The sequence below is a fragment of the Candidatus Polarisedimenticolaceae bacterium genome, assembly GCA_036376135.1.
Taxonomy (GTDB): domain Bacteria; phylum Acidobacteriota; class Polarisedimenticolia; order Polarisedimenticolales; family DASRJG01; genus DASVAW01.
Genome location: DASVAW010000029.1, coordinates 1 through 14,130, shown reverse-complemented (window position 1 = coordinate 14,130; position 14,130 = coordinate 1). Strand labels below are relative to the sequence as shown.

At 69.6% G+C, this 14,130-nt stretch carries 18 protein-coding genes; 12 read left to right on the top strand and 6 right to left on the bottom strand.

The window, feature by feature from the left end; genetic code table 11:
* Window positions 1-709: 709 nt before the first annotated feature.
* The 4 genes from VF139_02400 (at window position 710) to VF139_02385 (ending at window position 3,662) form a co-directional block, all read left to right on the top strand.
* Window positions 710-1,585, top strand: coding sequence for a hypothetical protein (locus VF139_02400; GenBank protein ID HEX6850230.1), 876 nt, complete (start codon window positions 710-712; stop codon window positions 1,583-1,585).
* Between the two features lie 67 nt (window positions 1,586-1,652).
* Entirely contained in the window at window positions 1,653-2,519 is an 867-nt protein-coding gene (locus VF139_02395) for an alpha/beta fold hydrolase (GenBank protein HEX6850229.1), read from the top strand.
* 49 nt (window positions 2,520-2,568) lie between these two features.
* Window positions 2,569-3,078: a DUF2938 domain-containing protein gene (locus VF139_02390; GenBank protein HEX6850228.1), complete on the top strand. Its 510-nt coding sequence runs from the start codon at window positions 2,569-2,571 to the stop codon at window positions 3,076-3,078.
* 26 nt (window positions 3,079-3,104) lie between these two features.
* Window positions 3,105-3,662 (top strand): dihydrofolate reductase family protein, encoded by a 558-nt coding sequence (locus tag VF139_02385; GenBank protein HEX6850227.1) that lies wholly within the window; start codon window positions 3,105-3,107, stop codon window positions 3,660-3,662.
* A gap of 21 nt (window positions 3,663-3,683) precedes the next feature.
* On the opposite strand, the gene VF139_02380 is transcribed toward VF139_02385, so the two are convergent.
* The 4 genes from VF139_02380 to VF139_02365 are packed head-to-tail and all read right to left on the bottom strand — an operon-like array spanning window position 3,684 to window position 5,958.
* Window positions 3,684-4,688, bottom strand: a complete 1,005-nt coding sequence (locus VF139_02380) for an NAD(P)-dependent alcohol dehydrogenase (GenBank protein HEX6850226.1) — start codon at window positions 4,686-4,688, stop codon at window positions 3,684-3,686.
* Between the two features lie 2 nt (window positions 4,689-4,690).
* Window positions 4,691-5,044 carry a metalloregulator ArsR/SmtB family transcription factor gene (locus VF139_02375; GenBank protein ID HEX6850225.1) on the bottom strand — a complete coding sequence of 118 codons (354 nt, stop codon included), beginning with the start codon at window positions 5,042-5,044 and terminating at the stop codon, window positions 4,691-4,693.
* The gene (locus VF139_02370; protein ID HEX6850224.1) at window positions 5,031-5,498 is read right to left on the bottom strand and encodes an SRPBCC family protein; all 468 of its coding nucleotides are present in this window, start codon (window positions 5,496-5,498) and stop codon (window positions 5,031-5,033) included. Before VF139_02370 ends, VF139_02375 begins: the two co-directional genes overlap by 14 nt.
* A gap of 1 nt (window position 5,499) precedes the next feature.
* A complete protein-coding gene (locus tag VF139_02365; GenBank protein HEX6850223.1) occupies window positions 5,500-5,958 on the bottom strand; it encodes an SRPBCC domain-containing protein in 459 nt (152 codons plus the stop codon).
* A gap of 183 nt (window positions 5,959-6,141) precedes the next feature.
* Between VF139_02365 and VF139_02360 the strand changes: the two genes are divergently transcribed.
* The 4 genes from VF139_02360 to VF139_02345 all read left to right on the top strand — a co-directional run bounded on the left by VF139_02360 (window position 6,142) and on the right by VF139_02345 (window position 9,771).
* A complete protein-coding gene (locus tag VF139_02360; protein HEX6850222.1) occupies window positions 6,142-6,540 on the top strand; it encodes a YciI family protein in 399 nt (132 codons plus the stop codon).
* The gene (locus VF139_02355) at window positions 6,537-7,781 is read left to right on the top strand and encodes a DUF6596 domain-containing protein (protein ID HEX6850221.1); all 1,245 of its coding nucleotides are present in this window, start codon (window positions 6,537-6,539) and stop codon (window positions 7,779-7,781) included. The genes VF139_02360 and VF139_02355 overlap by 4 nt, the downstream gene beginning before the upstream one ends.
* A gap of 13 nt (window positions 7,782-7,794) precedes the next feature.
* Window positions 7,795-9,027, top strand: a complete 1,233-nt coding sequence (locus tag VF139_02350; protein HEX6850220.1) for a DMT family transporter — start codon at window positions 7,795-7,797, stop codon at window positions 9,025-9,027.
* 177 nt (window positions 9,028-9,204) lie between these two features.
* On the top strand, window positions 9,205-9,771 hold the full coding sequence (locus VF139_02345) for a hypothetical protein (GenBank protein ID HEX6850219.1): 567 nt from the start codon (window positions 9,205-9,207) through the stop codon (window positions 9,769-9,771).
* A 6-nt stretch (window positions 9,772-9,777) separates the two neighbouring features.
* Here the strand turns inward: VF139_02345 and solA are convergent, their stop codons facing one another.
* Window positions 9,778-10,899: an N-methyl-L-tryptophan oxidase gene (solA, locus tag VF139_02340; GenBank protein ID HEX6850218.1), complete on the bottom strand. Its 1,122-nt coding sequence runs from the start codon at window positions 10,897-10,899 to the stop codon at window positions 9,778-9,780.
* A gap of 43 nt (window positions 10,900-10,942) precedes the next feature.
* Between solA and VF139_02335 the strand changes: the two genes are divergently transcribed.
* The 4 genes from VF139_02335 to VF139_02320 all read left to right on the top strand — a co-directional run bounded on the left by VF139_02335 (window position 10,943) and on the right by VF139_02320 (window position 13,302).
* On the top strand, window positions 10,943-11,161 hold the full coding sequence (locus VF139_02335; GenBank protein ID HEX6850217.1) for a hypothetical protein: 219 nt from the start codon (window positions 10,943-10,945) through the stop codon (window positions 11,159-11,161).
* 96 nt (window positions 11,162-11,257) lie between these two features.
* On the top strand, window positions 11,258-11,779 hold the full coding sequence (locus VF139_02330; GenBank protein HEX6850216.1) for a hypothetical protein: 522 nt from the start codon (window positions 11,258-11,260) through the stop codon (window positions 11,777-11,779).
* 37 nt (window positions 11,780-11,816) lie between these two features.
* Entirely contained in the window at window positions 11,817-12,602 is a 786-nt protein-coding gene (locus VF139_02325) for a class I SAM-dependent methyltransferase (GenBank protein ID HEX6850215.1), read from the top strand.
* A gap of 13 nt (window positions 12,603-12,615) precedes the next feature.
* The gene (locus VF139_02320) at window positions 12,616-13,302 is read left to right on the top strand and encodes a VIT family protein (GenBank protein ID HEX6850214.1); all 687 of its coding nucleotides are present in this window, start codon (window positions 12,616-12,618) and stop codon (window positions 13,300-13,302) included.
* Here the strand turns inward: VF139_02320 and VF139_02315 are convergent.
* On the bottom strand, window positions 13,299-13,997 hold the full coding sequence (locus tag VF139_02315; GenBank protein ID HEX6850213.1) for a hypothetical protein: 699 nt from the start codon (window positions 13,995-13,997) through the stop codon (window positions 13,299-13,301). The two genes, VF139_02320 and VF139_02315, sit on opposite strands and share 4 nt — an antisense overlap.
* Window positions 13,998-14,130: the final 133 nt, after the last annotated feature.

Sequence of the window (14,130 nt, the reverse complement as noted above, 5' to 3'; positions counted from 1 at the left end):
GATCCTCGTCAGGCACTTCGAACGCGCGGCGCAGCCGGGCTTGTTCGCTAGGCTCCGCCGCTGGATCGGCGACGGCGAATGAGACGGCCTGATCGAGTCCCGTCCGGTGCGGAGTTCGCGAAGTCGTGTGTCCTCGCCCTGGAGGTCATGGATCGATGCAGATAACTCCCGACCACGTCTGTTGGTGGACGTGGCAGCGCCAGTCGGAGCTTGAGGACTGTGGAACCCAGTTGGACGGAGCGGGTCTTCCGCCTGCCGTGTTCGAACGCGCTGCGGAGCTGCTTGGGGAGATGATCGAGTGGAAGGAGACTGAAACCGACCCATACGGGCGCAACTTCGCGATCGGCGACGGCTGCGCCGGGTCGACCCACGATGAGTGCTTCATGTCCATCGAGTACCGATCCACGGCGGTGCGGGAAGCTGTCGTCCGGGCCCAACTCGAGCTCCATGCCGGTTACTTCCAACGGGAGATTGACTCGAGGTCGTTCGCAGCAGTGATTCTGGACGAACTTCGAGCTGGGATGACAACGCGAATGCGCTCACGGCGATGGCCGCGACGGATCGTCATCCGGACCTACCCGACGCGTTTCGGCTGGCTCTTGCGGTATTTCGCTCGACCACGGATCCTCCGGTGCGGAAGAGGCGAACGGAGTTTGCGGTGACCGGCGCTCGTATCGACCCAACTCCCACACGTATCGAGATTCCTGCAATGCCCACACCCAAGCCCCCCAAGCCCCGCCTTTCGGTTCTTTTCGCGAGTAAGGCTCCAACCGCCCTGATCCTCCGCCGCGGTCCGACCAACGTCGTCGAGCTCGTCTCCTGGAACACCGAGACCGACACCTTCGATCGGGGCCACTGGTTCCGCGGCCGAATCTACGAGCGCCGGTGCGACCTGTCGCCGGACGGCTCGCTGTTCGTCTACTTCGCGAGCAAGTTCAACCGGCGCACGGTGGCGGATCGCACGTACACCTACGCGTGGACGGCGGTCAGCAAGCCGCCGTACCTGACGGCGCTCGCCCTCTGGCCCAAGGGGGACTGCTGGTGGGGAGGTGGGCTGTTCCAGGACCGTCGCACGCTGCTGCTCAACCACCGCCCGACCGAAGCGACGCCGCATCCGGAACATCCGCCCCGGACGCTCCGCGTCGTCCCCAACCCGGATGCTTCCGGGGAGGACTATCCGATCTTCGCGCAGCGCCTCGAGCGGGACGGCTGGACCGAAGTGCAGGCGTGGGAGACGACGTTCGACCCGAAGGACTACTTCGCCACGGTGCAGCCGGGGATCCGGAAGCGCGTCCACCCTCGGGAGCGCTGGAGCATCTCGATGATCTGCACCCTCGAGCGGCTTCGCTACAAGGAGCGATTCGAGGTCGAGGGGCCTGCCGGTCCCATCGAACTGCCGCGGAAGTCCGTGGAATGGGTCGACTGGGATCAGCGCGGGAGGCTCGTCGTGCTCGCGGACGGCTGCGTCTGGGCCGCCGAGGTGACAGGGAAACGAGCGGGCCGTTTTGCGCGGCTCGTCGATTTGACCGACGACCGGTTCGAGACGAAGGAAGCTCCGGAGTGGGCGCGGCGGTGGAAAGGGTAGGCTTCGCCCGGGCGGTCGGCCCGTCGATGGGAATCTCATCGTGATGCGCGAATACGAACCTCGCGTTGTGCGCGTCCTCCTGCTGGCGGTGCTGGCCGTCGGCGTCGCAGGGTCTGCCACCGTCTGGATCCTGGGCGGCAAGCTCACTGCGCCGGTTCAGCACGTCGTGCCGCTGCCTCCGGGCGCCGAAGCCGAAGCGGTGACCATTCCCGCGACAGGGCACGCCGTAGCCGGGTGGTGGATGGACGCCGGACAATCGACGCCGGTCGTCCTCCTCCTTCATGGGGTGCGCGCCGACCGGAGGGCGATGCTCTCTCGCGCCGAGGTCCTTCGAAGCCACGGCTTCTCGGCCCTCCTCATCGACCTTAATGGCCACGGGGAAACCCCCGGCGAGGCGATCACTTTCGGCAAGCGCGAGTCGGAAGATGTGACGGCGGCGCTCGCGTGGCTTCGCAGGAATGCGCCGGAACGTCGCATCGGAGTCGTCGGGTGCTCGCTCGGCGGGGCGTCGCTGCTCCTGGGACCCCAACCGGCCGGCGTCCACGCCGTGGTCCTCGAGGCGGTGTACCCGCGCCTGTCGCGGGCGGTGCGGAACCGCCTCCGCCTTCGCTTCGGCTCGCTCGCGGGGGCGCTCGCACCCTTGCTGCTCGTTCAGCTCGAGCCTCGCCTCGGCATCTCCCCCGAGGAGCTGGAGCCGATCCGTTCGATCGGCCGGCTCGGAGCGCCCGTTCTCGTCGTCGCCGGCTCGCTCGACCGGCACACGATGCTCGAGGAGTCGCTGGAGCTTTTCGACGCGGCGAGCGAACCGAAGGAGCTCTGGGTCGTGAACGGGGCGCTGCACCAGGATTTCCTGGAGTTCGATCCGGAGGGGTATGAGGCGCACGTGGTTTCGTTCCTGGCGGAGCATCTCCGGATCGGTTCGCCTTCCCCGTAACGTCCCGACATCCCAACGAGGCACGGCGAGACGCCGGTGGAGGAGATTCATGCCCCTTGAACCGAAGACCATCCTCGGAGCCGTCGCCATCGGCCTCGGCGCGAGCGTGGTCATGGACCTCTGGAATCTGTTCCTGAAGCGAGCGTTCGGCATCCCCTCGCTCAACTACTGCCTGCTGGGACGGTGGATCCGACACATGCCCGACGGGACGTTCCGGCACGCGAACATCAACGCCGCGTCCCGTAAGCCCCTCGAGTGCGCGGTCGGCTGGATGGCCCACTACTCCATCGGGATCGGGCTCGCGCTCGCGTTCGTCGTGCTGACCTCCGGCGAGGCGCTCGCGCGACCGACGCTTCTCCCCGCGCTGCTCTTCGGCATCGGCACCGTGGTTTTCCCGTTCTTCGTGCTGCAGCCGTCGCTCGGCCTCGGCCCGGCCTCCTCCCGCGCGCCGAAGCCCGCGCAGGCCCGGCTGAAGAGCCTCGCCACGCACACCGTGTTCGGGGTCGGGCTGTACGTCTGCGCGCTGGCGGTGAGCCACCTGCTGCGGATCAACGCCTGAAGACGACCCGCGGTTATTCTTCCCCCATGCGAACCCAGTACTACACCGCCACGAGCCTCGACGGCTTCATCGCGACCGACGATCACTCGCTCGAGTGGCTGTTCCAGCTCGGCGACGTCGAAGAGACCGGCTACCCGAGCTTCATCAAGGAGGTCGGCGCGCTCGCCATGGGCTCGTCCACCTACGCGTGGATGCTCCGCCACGCCATCAAGCCGGGGGACCCGTCCGGTGAGCCCTGGCCCTATACCCAACCGACCTGGGTGTTCTCGAGCCGCGAGCTCCCGCAGATCCCGGGGGCGGACATCCGGTTCGTTCGCGGGGACGTGCGCCCCGTGCACGAGGCAATGCGGGCCGCGGCGGGGGACAAGAACGTCTGGCTCGTCGGCGGCGGGGACCTGGTCGGGCAATTCCACGACGCCGGCCTGCTGGACGAGATCATCGTCCAGGTGGGGTCCGTCACGCTGGGCTCGGGAAGGCCGCTGCTTCCGCGGGAGATCGCCTTCCCGCCCCTGCGCCTCGTCTCGGTCCGGCAGATGGGGCCGGGATTCGCGGAGCTCGTGTACGAGGTCCCGCGGAGGACGTGATCCGTCTTCGCGGTGGCGACCTCAAGACTCGACGCACACCTTGCCGAAATGCGACCGGGACTCGTAGTGCGCGAAGGCGGCGACGATCTCCTGCAAGGGAAAGCGGCGGTCGATCACGGGCCTCAACCGGTTGACCGTGATGGCCCGGATCATCTCCTCCTGATCGGCACGGCTGCCGATGGAGATCCCGCTGATCCGGATCTGATTCGAGAACAGGGCCGGGATCGACACTTCACCCGCGAAACCGGTCAGGACGCCGATCACGGCGACATGCCCGCCCGTCCTGCAGGCCGCGATCGATTGCGCCAGGGTGCCGGGGCCGCCGACCTCGATCACATGATCGACGCCGCGTCCGTCGGTCAGCTCCTTCGCCTTCCTGCCCCATTCCGGCACGGCCTTGTAGTGGATGACGTCGTCGGCGCCGAGGCGCGTGAGTTTCTCCAGCTTCTCCTCGGAGGACGACGTCGCGATGACGCGGGCGCCGGCGGCCTTCGCGAATTGCAGCGCGAAGAGTGAGACGCCGCCCGTGCCGAGGACCAGCACCGTGTCGCCGGGCTTCACCCGGCCGCACACCACCAGGCCTCTCCAGGCGGTAACCCCCGCGCAGGGGAGCGTGGACGCCTCCGCGTGCGTGCAGCCCGGCGGTGCCTTCGTGAAGGCGTGCGCCGGCAAACTCGCGTACTCGCGGGCATAACCGTCGACGCTCTCTCCCGGGATCTCCCGTCTCGTCGCCGGGGTCATGTCGCCCGCCAGCCAATACGGCCAGAACGTGCTGACGACGGCATCTCCGACCTCGAAGTCCTCGACGCCGTCGCCGACCGCCGTCACCTCTCCCGCGCCATCGGACAGCGGGACGCGGCCGTCGGCGCAGGGGATCTTCCCCAGCACCACCATGTCGTCGTGGAAGTTCAACGAGCCGGCCCGGATCCGGACCAAAAGCTCACCCGGCCCCGGCTCGGGCGGATCTTCCTCGACGGATTGGAGATTCTCCAGGCCTCCCGGCGCTCTCAGCCTGACGAGCCGCATGGTCAGTCCTTCTCCGCAAACGCCTTGAGCCGTCCGAGAGCCGTCTCCCACTGCCTCCCGATCACCTCGAGGGTGCGCCTGGCTTCCTCGATCTGAGCGGGCTCCAGCTGCCACAGGCGTTCGCGTCCCGACTTCACGTCGCGGACCACGCCCGCCTGGGAGAGCACCTGGAGGTGTTTCGTTACGCCCTGTCGGCTGATGTCGGTGTTCGCCGTCAGCTGCGCGATCGAGAACGCACCCCCCGCGCACAACACGACGACCAGCTTCAGGCGCGTGGGATCGCCGAGGGCGGCGAAGACCCGCGCCTCGGCGTCCCAACGCTCCTTCCCTTTCGCCTTGCCCTTAAGCGGTGACATGGCGCGCGATGTTCTCGAGCTGCATCGCCCATCCGGCGGAGTTTCCGCGGAACGCGACGAGACGGCGGTGCGGGGGGACGTTGTCGAAGCCGGTCTCGACCACCGTCAGCATCGTGCCGTTCCCGGGCGTTGGCTTCAGCGTGAAGGTCACGAGGGTCGGCTCCTCCTTCGAGTAGTCGACGCCCGGCTCGATGGCGTGCGGATGCCACCGGTACGACATCAGGTTCGGCGGCTCGACGCGATCGATGACCACGTCGAAGACGACGTGGGTGTAACCGGGGATCGTGATCGGCCCGCGGACGCGTTGTCCGGGGGCGATCGTCTGCCCCTTCAGCTCCGCGCCGAACCACGTGCCGAACTCCTCGGCGTCGGTCAAGGCGCGGAACACCCGCTCGCGCGGGGCCTGGATGTGGATGCTGCGCTCGATGCGGTCGGTTTCCGAGGTGGTGCTCATGTCAGCTCGCCTTCTCCGCGACGAGCTCGTGCGGCGTGCCGCGACCCGTCTCGACGAATCCCCGGAGGCTCGCCAGGAAGTATTTCCAACCGCTGTCGCACACTTCGTAGCACTCGAACGACGGCACGAGGCCGACGTGCTCGAACTCGAGGCGCGTGCGCCCCTCCCCCTCCGGCGTCAGCCGGAAGACGATCTGGGTCCCGACCCACTCGTCCTTCTTCTCGAGGAAGGCGATGTGTGCTCCGACGCAACGCCAGCGCACCTCGCGGTCCGCCTCCATCTTCTCGATGCGCATCTCCTTGTGGTGGGGGCCGAAGCGGAAGGTGAGCACGCCTCCCGGGTGCGTCTGGCCCTGGCAATCCTGCGACCACCAGCCGCGCAGGCCTTCCTTCGTGGTGAGCGCGGCGTAGATCGCCGCGGGGGTGGCTTGGAGCAGGAGGTTCTGACGGAAGTGAGTCATGTGGGGCTCCTTTAGACAACCAAACGGTTGCACATCGGGAGTATGGACCGGGGCGGCCGGAAACGCAACCCTTTAGTTGCCAAAAATATTTCGGGGAAAGTGTCGTAGTCTCCCTCGCAGCTCCGACGTCTCCCCGAACGCGCCGATGGGGGCGCGCTTCGACACCGGAATGGAGTCCCAACGATGAAGTTCATGCTGATGATGCACGCGCCCAGGGGCGACGGCGATTGGGGGATCCTGCATTGGTCCCCGGAGGCGCTGAACGCCCACATCGCCTTCATGATGGAGCTCAACAAGAACCTCCAGAGCGAGGGGGCGCTCGTGGGCGCCGAGGGGCTGGCGATGCCCGCCCAGGCCCGCATCGTCCGTGCGGGAAAGAACGGGAACCCCGAGGTCACCGACGGGCCGTTCGCCGAGTCGAAGGAGTTCCTCGCGGGGTACTGGATCGTGGACGTCGAGTCGCCGGATGCCGCCCACCGGATCGCCGCGAAGGCGTCGTCCGCGCCGGGTCCCGACGGCAAGCCCCTCAACATGGCGATCGAGGTGCGTGAAGTGATGCGCTGCGCGCCCGTCGAGGCGTGACGCCAACCCGCCTGGATCCGTCGCACGAGCGCCTGCTGCGCGATCTCGCGCCGCGGGTGCTCGGTGCGGTGGCCCGACGCTTCGGGGACTTCGCCGACGCCGAGGACGCCGTCCAGGAGGCGCTGATCGCCGCCGCGTCGCACTGGCCGCAGGGGACGATCCCCGACGACCCGTGCGCGTGGCTGATCCGCGTCGCCGCGCGTCGCATGGTCGACCTGCGGCGGACGCAGATCGCTCGGCGGCGTCGGGAGACCGCGGTGGCGCTCCCGATCGACGACCGTCACGTTTCGGCCCCCGAGATCCTGCCGCAGCCCGAGGAGGACGACACCCTCACGCTCCTCTTCATGTGTTGTCACCCCGCGCTTCAGCCCTCGTCGGCGATCGCCCTCACACTTCGGGCGGTGGGCGGCCTGACCACGGGCGAGATCGCGCGCGCGTTCCTCGTTCCCGAAGCGACGATGGGGCAGCGGATCTTCCGGGCGAAGCAGGCGATCCGCAGCGCCGGGGCGCGCTTCGAGCTCCCGGATGCGACCGAACGCGCCGAACGCCTCGACGCGGTCCAACACGTCCTCTACCTGATCTTCAACGAGGGATACGCGTCGAGCGCGGGTCCGAGCCTCTACCGCGTCGATCTCTCCGGGGAGGCGATCCGCCTCGCCCGCGAGCTGCACCGCCTCCTCCCCGCCGACGCCGAGACGGCGGGACTGCTCGCGCTGATGCTCCTCACCGACGCGCGGCGGGCCGCCCGCACCGGTCCTGGAGGGGAGCTCGTTCCGCTCGACGAGCAGGACCGAACGGTCTGGGACCGGGCCGCGATCGCCGAAGGGGTCGCGTTGCTCACCCGGGCGCTGTCGCGGGGGGCCGTCGGCCCCTACCAGCTCCAGGCGGCGATCGCCGCGGTGCACGGGGAGGCAAAGTCCTGGGAGGAGACCGACTGGCCGCAGATCCTTGCGCTCTACGGACTGCTCCGTCGCGTCGCCGACTCCCCGATGGTGGCGCTCAACGAGGCGGTGGCGGTGGCGATGGTCCACGGCCCGGCGGCGGGGCTCGAGCGGTTGAAGTCGCTGGACGACGACCCGCGCGTCGCGGGGCATCACCGCCTCGCCGCCGTGCGCGGGCACCTCTGCGAGCGGCTGGGGGAGCGCGAGGCGGCGATCGCCCACTACCGCGCGGCGGCCGAGGGGACGTCGAGCCTTCCGGAGCGGAACTACCTCCGGCTGAAGGCGGCGAGATTGGGGTGAGAATGGCGATCGGATGACTTTCACCCGAGTCCTCATCCTGACCGCTCTCGCGATGACGGCCTTCGCCGGCAACTCCCTGCTCTGTCGGGTCGCCCTCAAGCACACCGCGATCGACGCGGCGACCTTCACGACGATCCGCATCGTCTCCGGCGCGCTGATGCTCGGCCTGATCGCGCGCACGAACCGCGGTCCGCGCCCCGGCGGCGGAAGCTGGCCGTCGGCTCTCGCGCTGTTCGTCTACGCCGCCGGGTTCTCGTTCGCCTACCTGAGCCTCCCCGCGGCGACGGGGGCGCTGCTCCTCTTCGGCGCCGTGCAGGCGACGATGATCGGACGCGGCCTGTGGGCGGGGGAACGCCTGCGGCCGGTGCAGACCGCCGGGCTCGTGCTCGCGCTCGGAGGGTTGGGAGGGCTCCTCCTCCCGGGGCTCTCCGCGCCGCCGCTCGTGGGTTCCGTGCTGATGTTGAGCGCCGGGGTCGCGTGGGGGGTGTATTCGCTGCGCGGGAGAGGGGCGGGGGATCCGACGAAGGTCACGGCGGGGAACTTCGCGCGCGCGGTGCCCTTCTCGATCGCGTTGAGCGCGGTGACCTTTTCCCGTATGACGTTCGACGCCGCCGGGGCGGGGTATGCGATCGCCTCGGGGGCGCTGGCTTCCGGGATCGGGTACGCGATCTGGTATACCGCCCTTCCCGCGCTTCCGGCGACGAGCGCGGCGACGATTCAGTTGAGCGTGCCGGTCCTGGCGGCGCTGGGCGGGATCGTCTTCCTCGGGGAGGCGCTGACGTTGAGGCTGATCCTCGCTTCGGTCGCGATCCTCGGCGGGATCGCGCTCGTGATCCTCAAGCGGCGGAAGGTGGCGGTCAGCATCGTGCTCCTCGTTGCCGGGCTGTCGTCCGCCTGCGGCCCGGGGCCCGGGAAGCTGGCGATCGCCACGCAACCCGGTGCGAACAACGTCCACCTCGTGATCTGGAATCCCGGGCCGAATGCGGTGCGGCTGCTGATCACGCTCAACGAGCGGATCCTCTTCGACGAGCGTGTCGAGCCGGTGTCCGCCTCCCCCGCGGTCGCGGTCCAGCGCTGGACGACCCTCCCGAGCCGTCGTTATCGCATCGAGGTCCTGGACCGATTGTCGGGGCGTACGGCCGAGGCGAGGTTCGACCTGAAGGCGTTCGTGAACCTCCACGTGAACGTCCTTCCCGAGGAGATCCTCATCCAGACGAGTGAAGATCCTCGGGAGGGGTATGAGTAACGGGAGGGGGGACTCGAACGCGCCCACGTCCGTCAGGATCCGACGCAGCCGAACCTGAGGCAGTTGCACCTGATCCACGAAGAGCTGATCGCCGAGCCGCGGCGGGGGTTGGAGAAGGTATAGGGCTCCGCCGACCGCCTCTCGCGGTAGAGTGGCGCGACGCACGGAGATCCCACGATGTCGATCGCCTCGACCCGCAAGCGCCTCCTGGATGCCCGCCGCGCCCAGCGACTGATCCGCTTCCACACGCGGTTCGAGAAGACCGAGGTGATGGGGTACGTGCTCGACGTGGGGCCGGAGTTCGCCCTGGTCGCCGTCGTGAATGACCGGGTCTGGTTCGACGGCTTCGAGTGCTTCCGCGTCCAGGACCTGCGCGAGGTCCGGCCCTACCCTCGCGCCGCATTCGTCGAGGCGGCCCTCCGCAGGCGCGGGGAGCGTCTGCCGCGCAAGCCGCGGGTCTCGCTCGCCGACCCCGAGGCGATGATCCGGACGGCGGCGCGGGTGGGGCCGATGCTCACGATCCACCTCGAGCGGATCGACCCCGAGGTCTGCTTCATCGGGCGCGTCGAGGGGATCGAGGACGGCTGGATGTTCCTTCGTGAGATCGACCCCTCGGCGCGCTGGGACAAGACCGCGACGCCGTACCGCCTGAAGGCGATCACACGCATCGGGTTCGGCGCCGACTACGAAGAGGCGCTCCACCTCGTGGGCGGGGAGCCGAAGCGGGTGAAGGCGCGGCGGTAGCGAAGGTCAGCGCCTCCGGAACGGCTCCAGGTCGAACGACGTCGGCTTCCCGGTCAGCTCGTCCGCGAGGATCTCGCCGATCGCGCTCGCGAATTTGAAGCCGTGCCCCGAGCAGGGGCTCGCGATCAGGACCTGCGGGTGCCCGGGATGCCGGTCGATCCAGAAGTGCTCGTCGGGGGTATTCGTGTACAGACACACCGCCGTCCGCAGGAGCGGGCCGTCGGCGGCGGGCATGAAGCGGCGGAAGCGACGGCGAAGGTCTTCGACTTCGCCGGCCCCGACCTCGCGGCGCACGTGGTCGGGGTCGGTGGCGCGCCCTTCGTGGTGGATCGCGAGCTTCACGCCGGTGCCGAAGTCGGGGAAGCCGTAGAAGAAGCGGCCGGGCAGGTCCTCCCAGAGGTGGATCGGGCAGCTCGCCGGGGCGAAGTGCTCGGGGGTCGCGGCGGGCGCGAACCAGCAGAGGACCTGTCGCGTCACGGTGAGCGGCAGCCCGGCCTCCGGGGCGAGCGCGCGCATCCAGCTCCCCGCGGTGAGGAGCAACTGCGCCGCGACGTAGTCCCCCTGAGGCGTGACGACGCGGACGCCGCGGCCGTCGGGGGACCAGCGGATCACCGGCTCGCCGTACACGAGGGTCGCGCCGAAAGATCGCGCGACCTCGAGGTGGGCCTCGATGCAGGCCTCGGGGAAGAGGACCCCCGCGCGCGGCTCCCACACCCCCACCATCGCCTCGCTCGGCGAGAGGGCCGGGAATCGTCGCCGCACCTCGCGGGCGGAGAGGAGCTCGTGGCGGAGCCCGTGCTCCTCGGCGCTGCGCCGCGCCCCTTCGACCAGGATCCCGCCGGCAGGACCGATCATCACCCCTCCGGTCGTCCGGAGGAGCTCGCGCTCCGCGAGCTCCTCGAGCTCCGTCCAGAGCGTGTACGCCCTCTGGACGAGCGGCACGTAGAGCGGATGCTCGAAGTAGGCCTCGCGGATGATCCGGGTCTCGCCGTGCGAGGAGCCCAGGGCGTGGGGCGGGGTGAATCGGTCGAGGCCGAGGACGCGTCGGCCGCGGCGCGCGAGGTGGCAGGCGGCGGCGCTCCCCATGGCGCCCAGACCCACGATGGCGACGTCGAAGTCTCCGGCCATCGCGCGAGGATACTTCCGGACGGCTCGCGCGTATTACCGTTCCATGCTCCGAGCCGCCTGCCTCGCCCTCGTCCTGCTCGTCCCGATCGCCGCCCTCGCCGGGGACGATCGTCCCGTGGAGCGCGCCGATCTCCCGGTGGCGAGCCGGGAGGCGAGGCCGCCGTGGGGACTGTTGGTGGGGACCGGGACGGCGGCGACCCTCGTCGTCGGGGGGCTCGCGATGTTGTGGGCTCGGAGGCTCGAGCGGGTCGGACGTGTGTGATTGACGGCGCCCGTGCAGGGGCGTAACGTCACGGCGCCTACTCGGGGTGAGTGCCGTGATTCGAGTCGCACGCTGCGGGTTCGCGGGGCCGTCGCGATGACGCTCCTGACGCTCGAGGTTCGCAACTACCTGCTCGATCGCATCCTCGCGATGATGCGGGAGGCGTCCGCGGAGGACGGAGTCCCTTCGGTCGGGCCGCCGTGCTCGAAGTTCTACCTCCGGCAACACGAGGACGTCGTGCTCCCTCCGTTCCACCCGATCCCCGAGCCGGAGGATCCCACGAGCCCGGAATACGCGGAGTTCCTCAGGACCGCCGTGACGGCGTTGAGTCGCCGCGACGCGCGATTCGAGGAAGCCGCGGTCGTCTCGGCCTGGGAGATCTTCGACGGTGCCGTGCGGGAGCTCGACCCTGCGTCGCGGGAGGCGGTCGACCACGGCGCGATCCGCGGCGAGCTCTTCGAGAACGCGATCGTGGACTTCTGGATCGAGCCCGCCAACGGCCACGTCCACACGGACTGGGTCTTCGGTCCGAAGTACGGGCTGGGGCAGACCTCCAGGGTCCAGCACCGGAACGGCGGGGTGTGCCTCGAGGAGATCGCGGTCCGGTGGGAGGCATGACGGTCCCGCGGTGGATGGAGGCACAATCCCGCCGGCCATGACCCACCTCGAGCACAACCGCCTCGCCTGGAACAAGGAGTCCGCCGGCCGCGGGCCGTGGTCGATTCCCGTCGATCCGGAGGTGATTCGCGCGGCACGGGAAGGGGACTGGAGCGTCGTCCTCACCCCCAGAAGGCCGGTTCCGCGGGAGTGGTTCGGCGACATCCGGGGAAAGGAAGTGCTGGGGCTCGCCTCCGCGGGGGGCCAGCAGCTGCCGGTGCTGGCGGCGGCCGGGGCGAAGGTCACGAGCTTCGACCTCTCCGAGGAGCAGCTCGCGCGCGACCGCGAGGTCGTCGAGCGCGAGGGGCTCGACATGCGTTTCGTGCGCGGGGACATGGCCGACCTGTCGGTTTTCCCCGACTCGAGCTTCGACCTCGTCTTCCACGCGGTCTCGAACGTCTTCGTCCCCGACGTGGTCGCGGTTTGGCGCGAGGCGTTCCGCGTGCTGCGACCGGGCGGGGAGCTTCTCGCCGGATTCATGAACCCGATGTATTTCCTCTTCGACCACGACCAGGCGGAGCGGAGCGGGCTGCTGGTCGTCAAGTACAAGCTCCCCTATTCCGAGCCGTGGAGCCTCGAGGGGGAGGCGCGTCGGCGGTGGGAGGAGGCCGGGGCGGCGTACCAGTACGGCCACTCCCTCGAGACCCAGATCGGCGGCCAGACCGACGCGGGGTTCGCGATCGTCGGGTTGTACGAGGACGGGTGGTCCGACGCGGCGACGCCGCTCAACCGTTACGCGCCGGTCGCGATCGCGACCCGCGCGCGCAAACCCGCCGCAAGGTGACGGGGAGCCGGACATGCACGGAGAGCTCCATCGCAGCGGTCGGATCGGGTGGCTGCGCGCCGCGGTCCTCGGGGCCAACGACGGCCTGATCTCCACGAGCAGCCTCATCGTCGGCGTGGCCGCCGCGGATCCCACACGGGAGGCGGTCCTCATCGCCGGCATTGCGGGGCTCGCGGCCGGCGCGCTGTCGATGGCGGCGGGAGAATACGTCTCGGTCAGCTCGCAGTCGGACACCGAGAACGCGGACCTCGGGCGCGAGCGCGGCGAGCTCGCGGCGTCGCCGGAAGCCGAGCGGGAGGAGCTCGCGGGGTTCTACGTCGAGCGCGGGCTCACCCTCGAGCTCGCGCGTCAGGTGGCCGATCAGCTCACCGCGAAGGATGCGCTCGGGGCGCACGCGCGCGAAGAGCTCGGCATCCACGAGATCACGCGGGCGCGTCCGATCCAGGCTGCCTGGTCGTCCGCGGCGTCGTTTGCGGTCGGGGCCGCTCCGCCGGTGCTCCTCGCCGCGTTCTTCCCTTTCCGGATGCTGACCCCCGGCGTCGTGGGGCTGACCCTCCTGCTCCTGCTCGCGCTGGGAGGGGTCGCGGCGCGCATCGGGGGGGCGCCGGTCGTCCGCGGGGCGCTTCGCGTCGCGTTCTGGGGAGCGGTGGCGATGGGGTGCACGTCGATCGTGGGAAGGCTGTTCGGCGCGGTCGTCTAGGCGAATCCGTCGAGGAACCGCTGCTTGCCGTCGGTCTCCACGATCGTCCCGTGCGACATCACGACGCGCTCGAAGTCCCAGCCGTTCACCGGCCGCAGGGAGCGCCTCAGCGCCTCCCGGTCCTTCAGGAAGAACCAGCGGAAGATCCGCGAGGGGCCGAGGCGGTTCACCACGCCGTTCCAGGTCATGAGCGTGCGGGTGAATCCCTCGAGCTCGTCGGTGAAGTGGAAGACGAGGTCGGTCACGACGAGGGTCCGCGAGGGGACGTGAAGGAAGATCGCCTCGCCCATCCTCGTGCCCTCGACCTGCAGGGGGACGAGCGCGTCCTTCCACGAAGCGGGCCAGTCCTCGACGACCGTGCCGTCGACGCGGGGGAGCTTCGGGGCGCATTTCGACTTCACCGGTTCCGGCACGAGGACCTTCGCCTCCGGGTACCGTTCCGCGTAGTAGCGCGCCTCGTCGCCGTGAAGGGAGCTCGGGACGACGATCAGCCCGACCCGGCCGAGCGGGTCGAGGATGCTCGCGTAGTCGCCGACCTCGAGGCGGATCGCGCTGTGGATCGCGAGCTCGCCGTCCTCCCGGCGAATCACCGTCATCCGGCGCTTGAAGGGGGACTTCCGCCAGGCGCCGTCCAGCGTATACAGGCCGCCTCCGTGGTCGACCAGCGACGCGTAGGGATGGATCGGCTCGCTCATGCCCGCGAGTCTACGCCGGGGCCCGGCGGCGGGATCAGGCTGTACATCACCGGGGTGACGAGGCGCGAGAGGAGCAGCGAGCTGATCAGGCCGCCGAGGATCACGAGGGCGAGCGGCGAGAACAGCGACGAGC

Coding starts and splice junctions, on each gene's coding strand:
- VF139_02345 (HEX6850219.1), top strand. CDS start 9,205: ATGTCGATCGCCTCGACCCGCAAGCGCCTCCTGGATGCCCGCCGCGCC.
- VF139_02330 (HEX6850216.1), top strand. CDS start 11,258: ATGACGCTCCTGACGCTCGAGGTTCGCAACTACCTGCTCGATCGCATC.
- VF139_02370 (HEX6850224.1), bottom strand. CDS start 5,498: ATGAGCACCACCTCGGAAACCGACCGCATCGAGCGCAGCATCCACATC.
- solA (HEX6850218.1), bottom strand. CDS start 10,899: ATGGCCGGAGACTTCGACGTCGCCATCGTGGGTCTGGGCGCCATGGGG.
- VF139_02360 (HEX6850222.1), top strand. CDS start 6,142: ATGAAGTTCATGCTGATGATGCACGCGCCCAGGGGCGACGGCGATTGG.
- VF139_02315 (HEX6850213.1), bottom strand. CDS start 13,997: ATGAGCGAGCCGATCCATCCCTACGCGTCGCTGGTCGACCACGGAGGC.
- VF139_02350 (HEX6850220.1), top strand. CDS start 7,795: ATGACTTTCACCCGAGTCCTCATCCTGACCGCTCTCGCGATGACGGCC.
- VF139_02375 (HEX6850225.1), bottom strand. CDS start 5,044: ATGTCACCGCTTAAGGGCAAGGCGAAAGGGAAGGAGCGTTGGGACGCC.
- VF139_02400 (HEX6850230.1), top strand. CDS start 710: ATGCCCACACCCAAGCCCCCCAAGCCCCGCCTTTCGGTTCTTTTCGCG.
- VF139_02320 (HEX6850214.1), top strand. CDS start 12,616: ATGCACGGAGAGCTCCATCGCAGCGGTCGGATCGGGTGGCTGCGCGCC.
- VF139_02365 (HEX6850223.1), bottom strand. CDS start 5,958: ATGACTCACTTCCGTCAGAACCTCCTGCTCCAAGCCACCCCCGCGGCG.
- VF139_02325 (HEX6850215.1), top strand. CDS start 11,817: ATGACCCACCTCGAGCACAACCGCCTCGCCTGGAACAAGGAGTCCGCC.
- VF139_02385 (HEX6850227.1), top strand. CDS start 3,105: ATGCGAACCCAGTACTACACCGCCACGAGCCTCGACGGCTTCATCGCG.
- VF139_02380 (HEX6850226.1), bottom strand. CDS start 4,688: ATGCGGCTCGTCAGGCTGAGAGCGCCGGGAGGCCTGGAGAATCTCCAA.
- VF139_02390 (HEX6850228.1), top strand. CDS start 2,569: ATGCCCCTTGAACCGAAGACCATCCTCGGAGCCGTCGCCATCGGCCTC.
- VF139_02335 (HEX6850217.1), top strand. CDS start 10,943: ATGCTCCGAGCCGCCTGCCTCGCCCTCGTCCTGCTCGTCCCGATCGCC.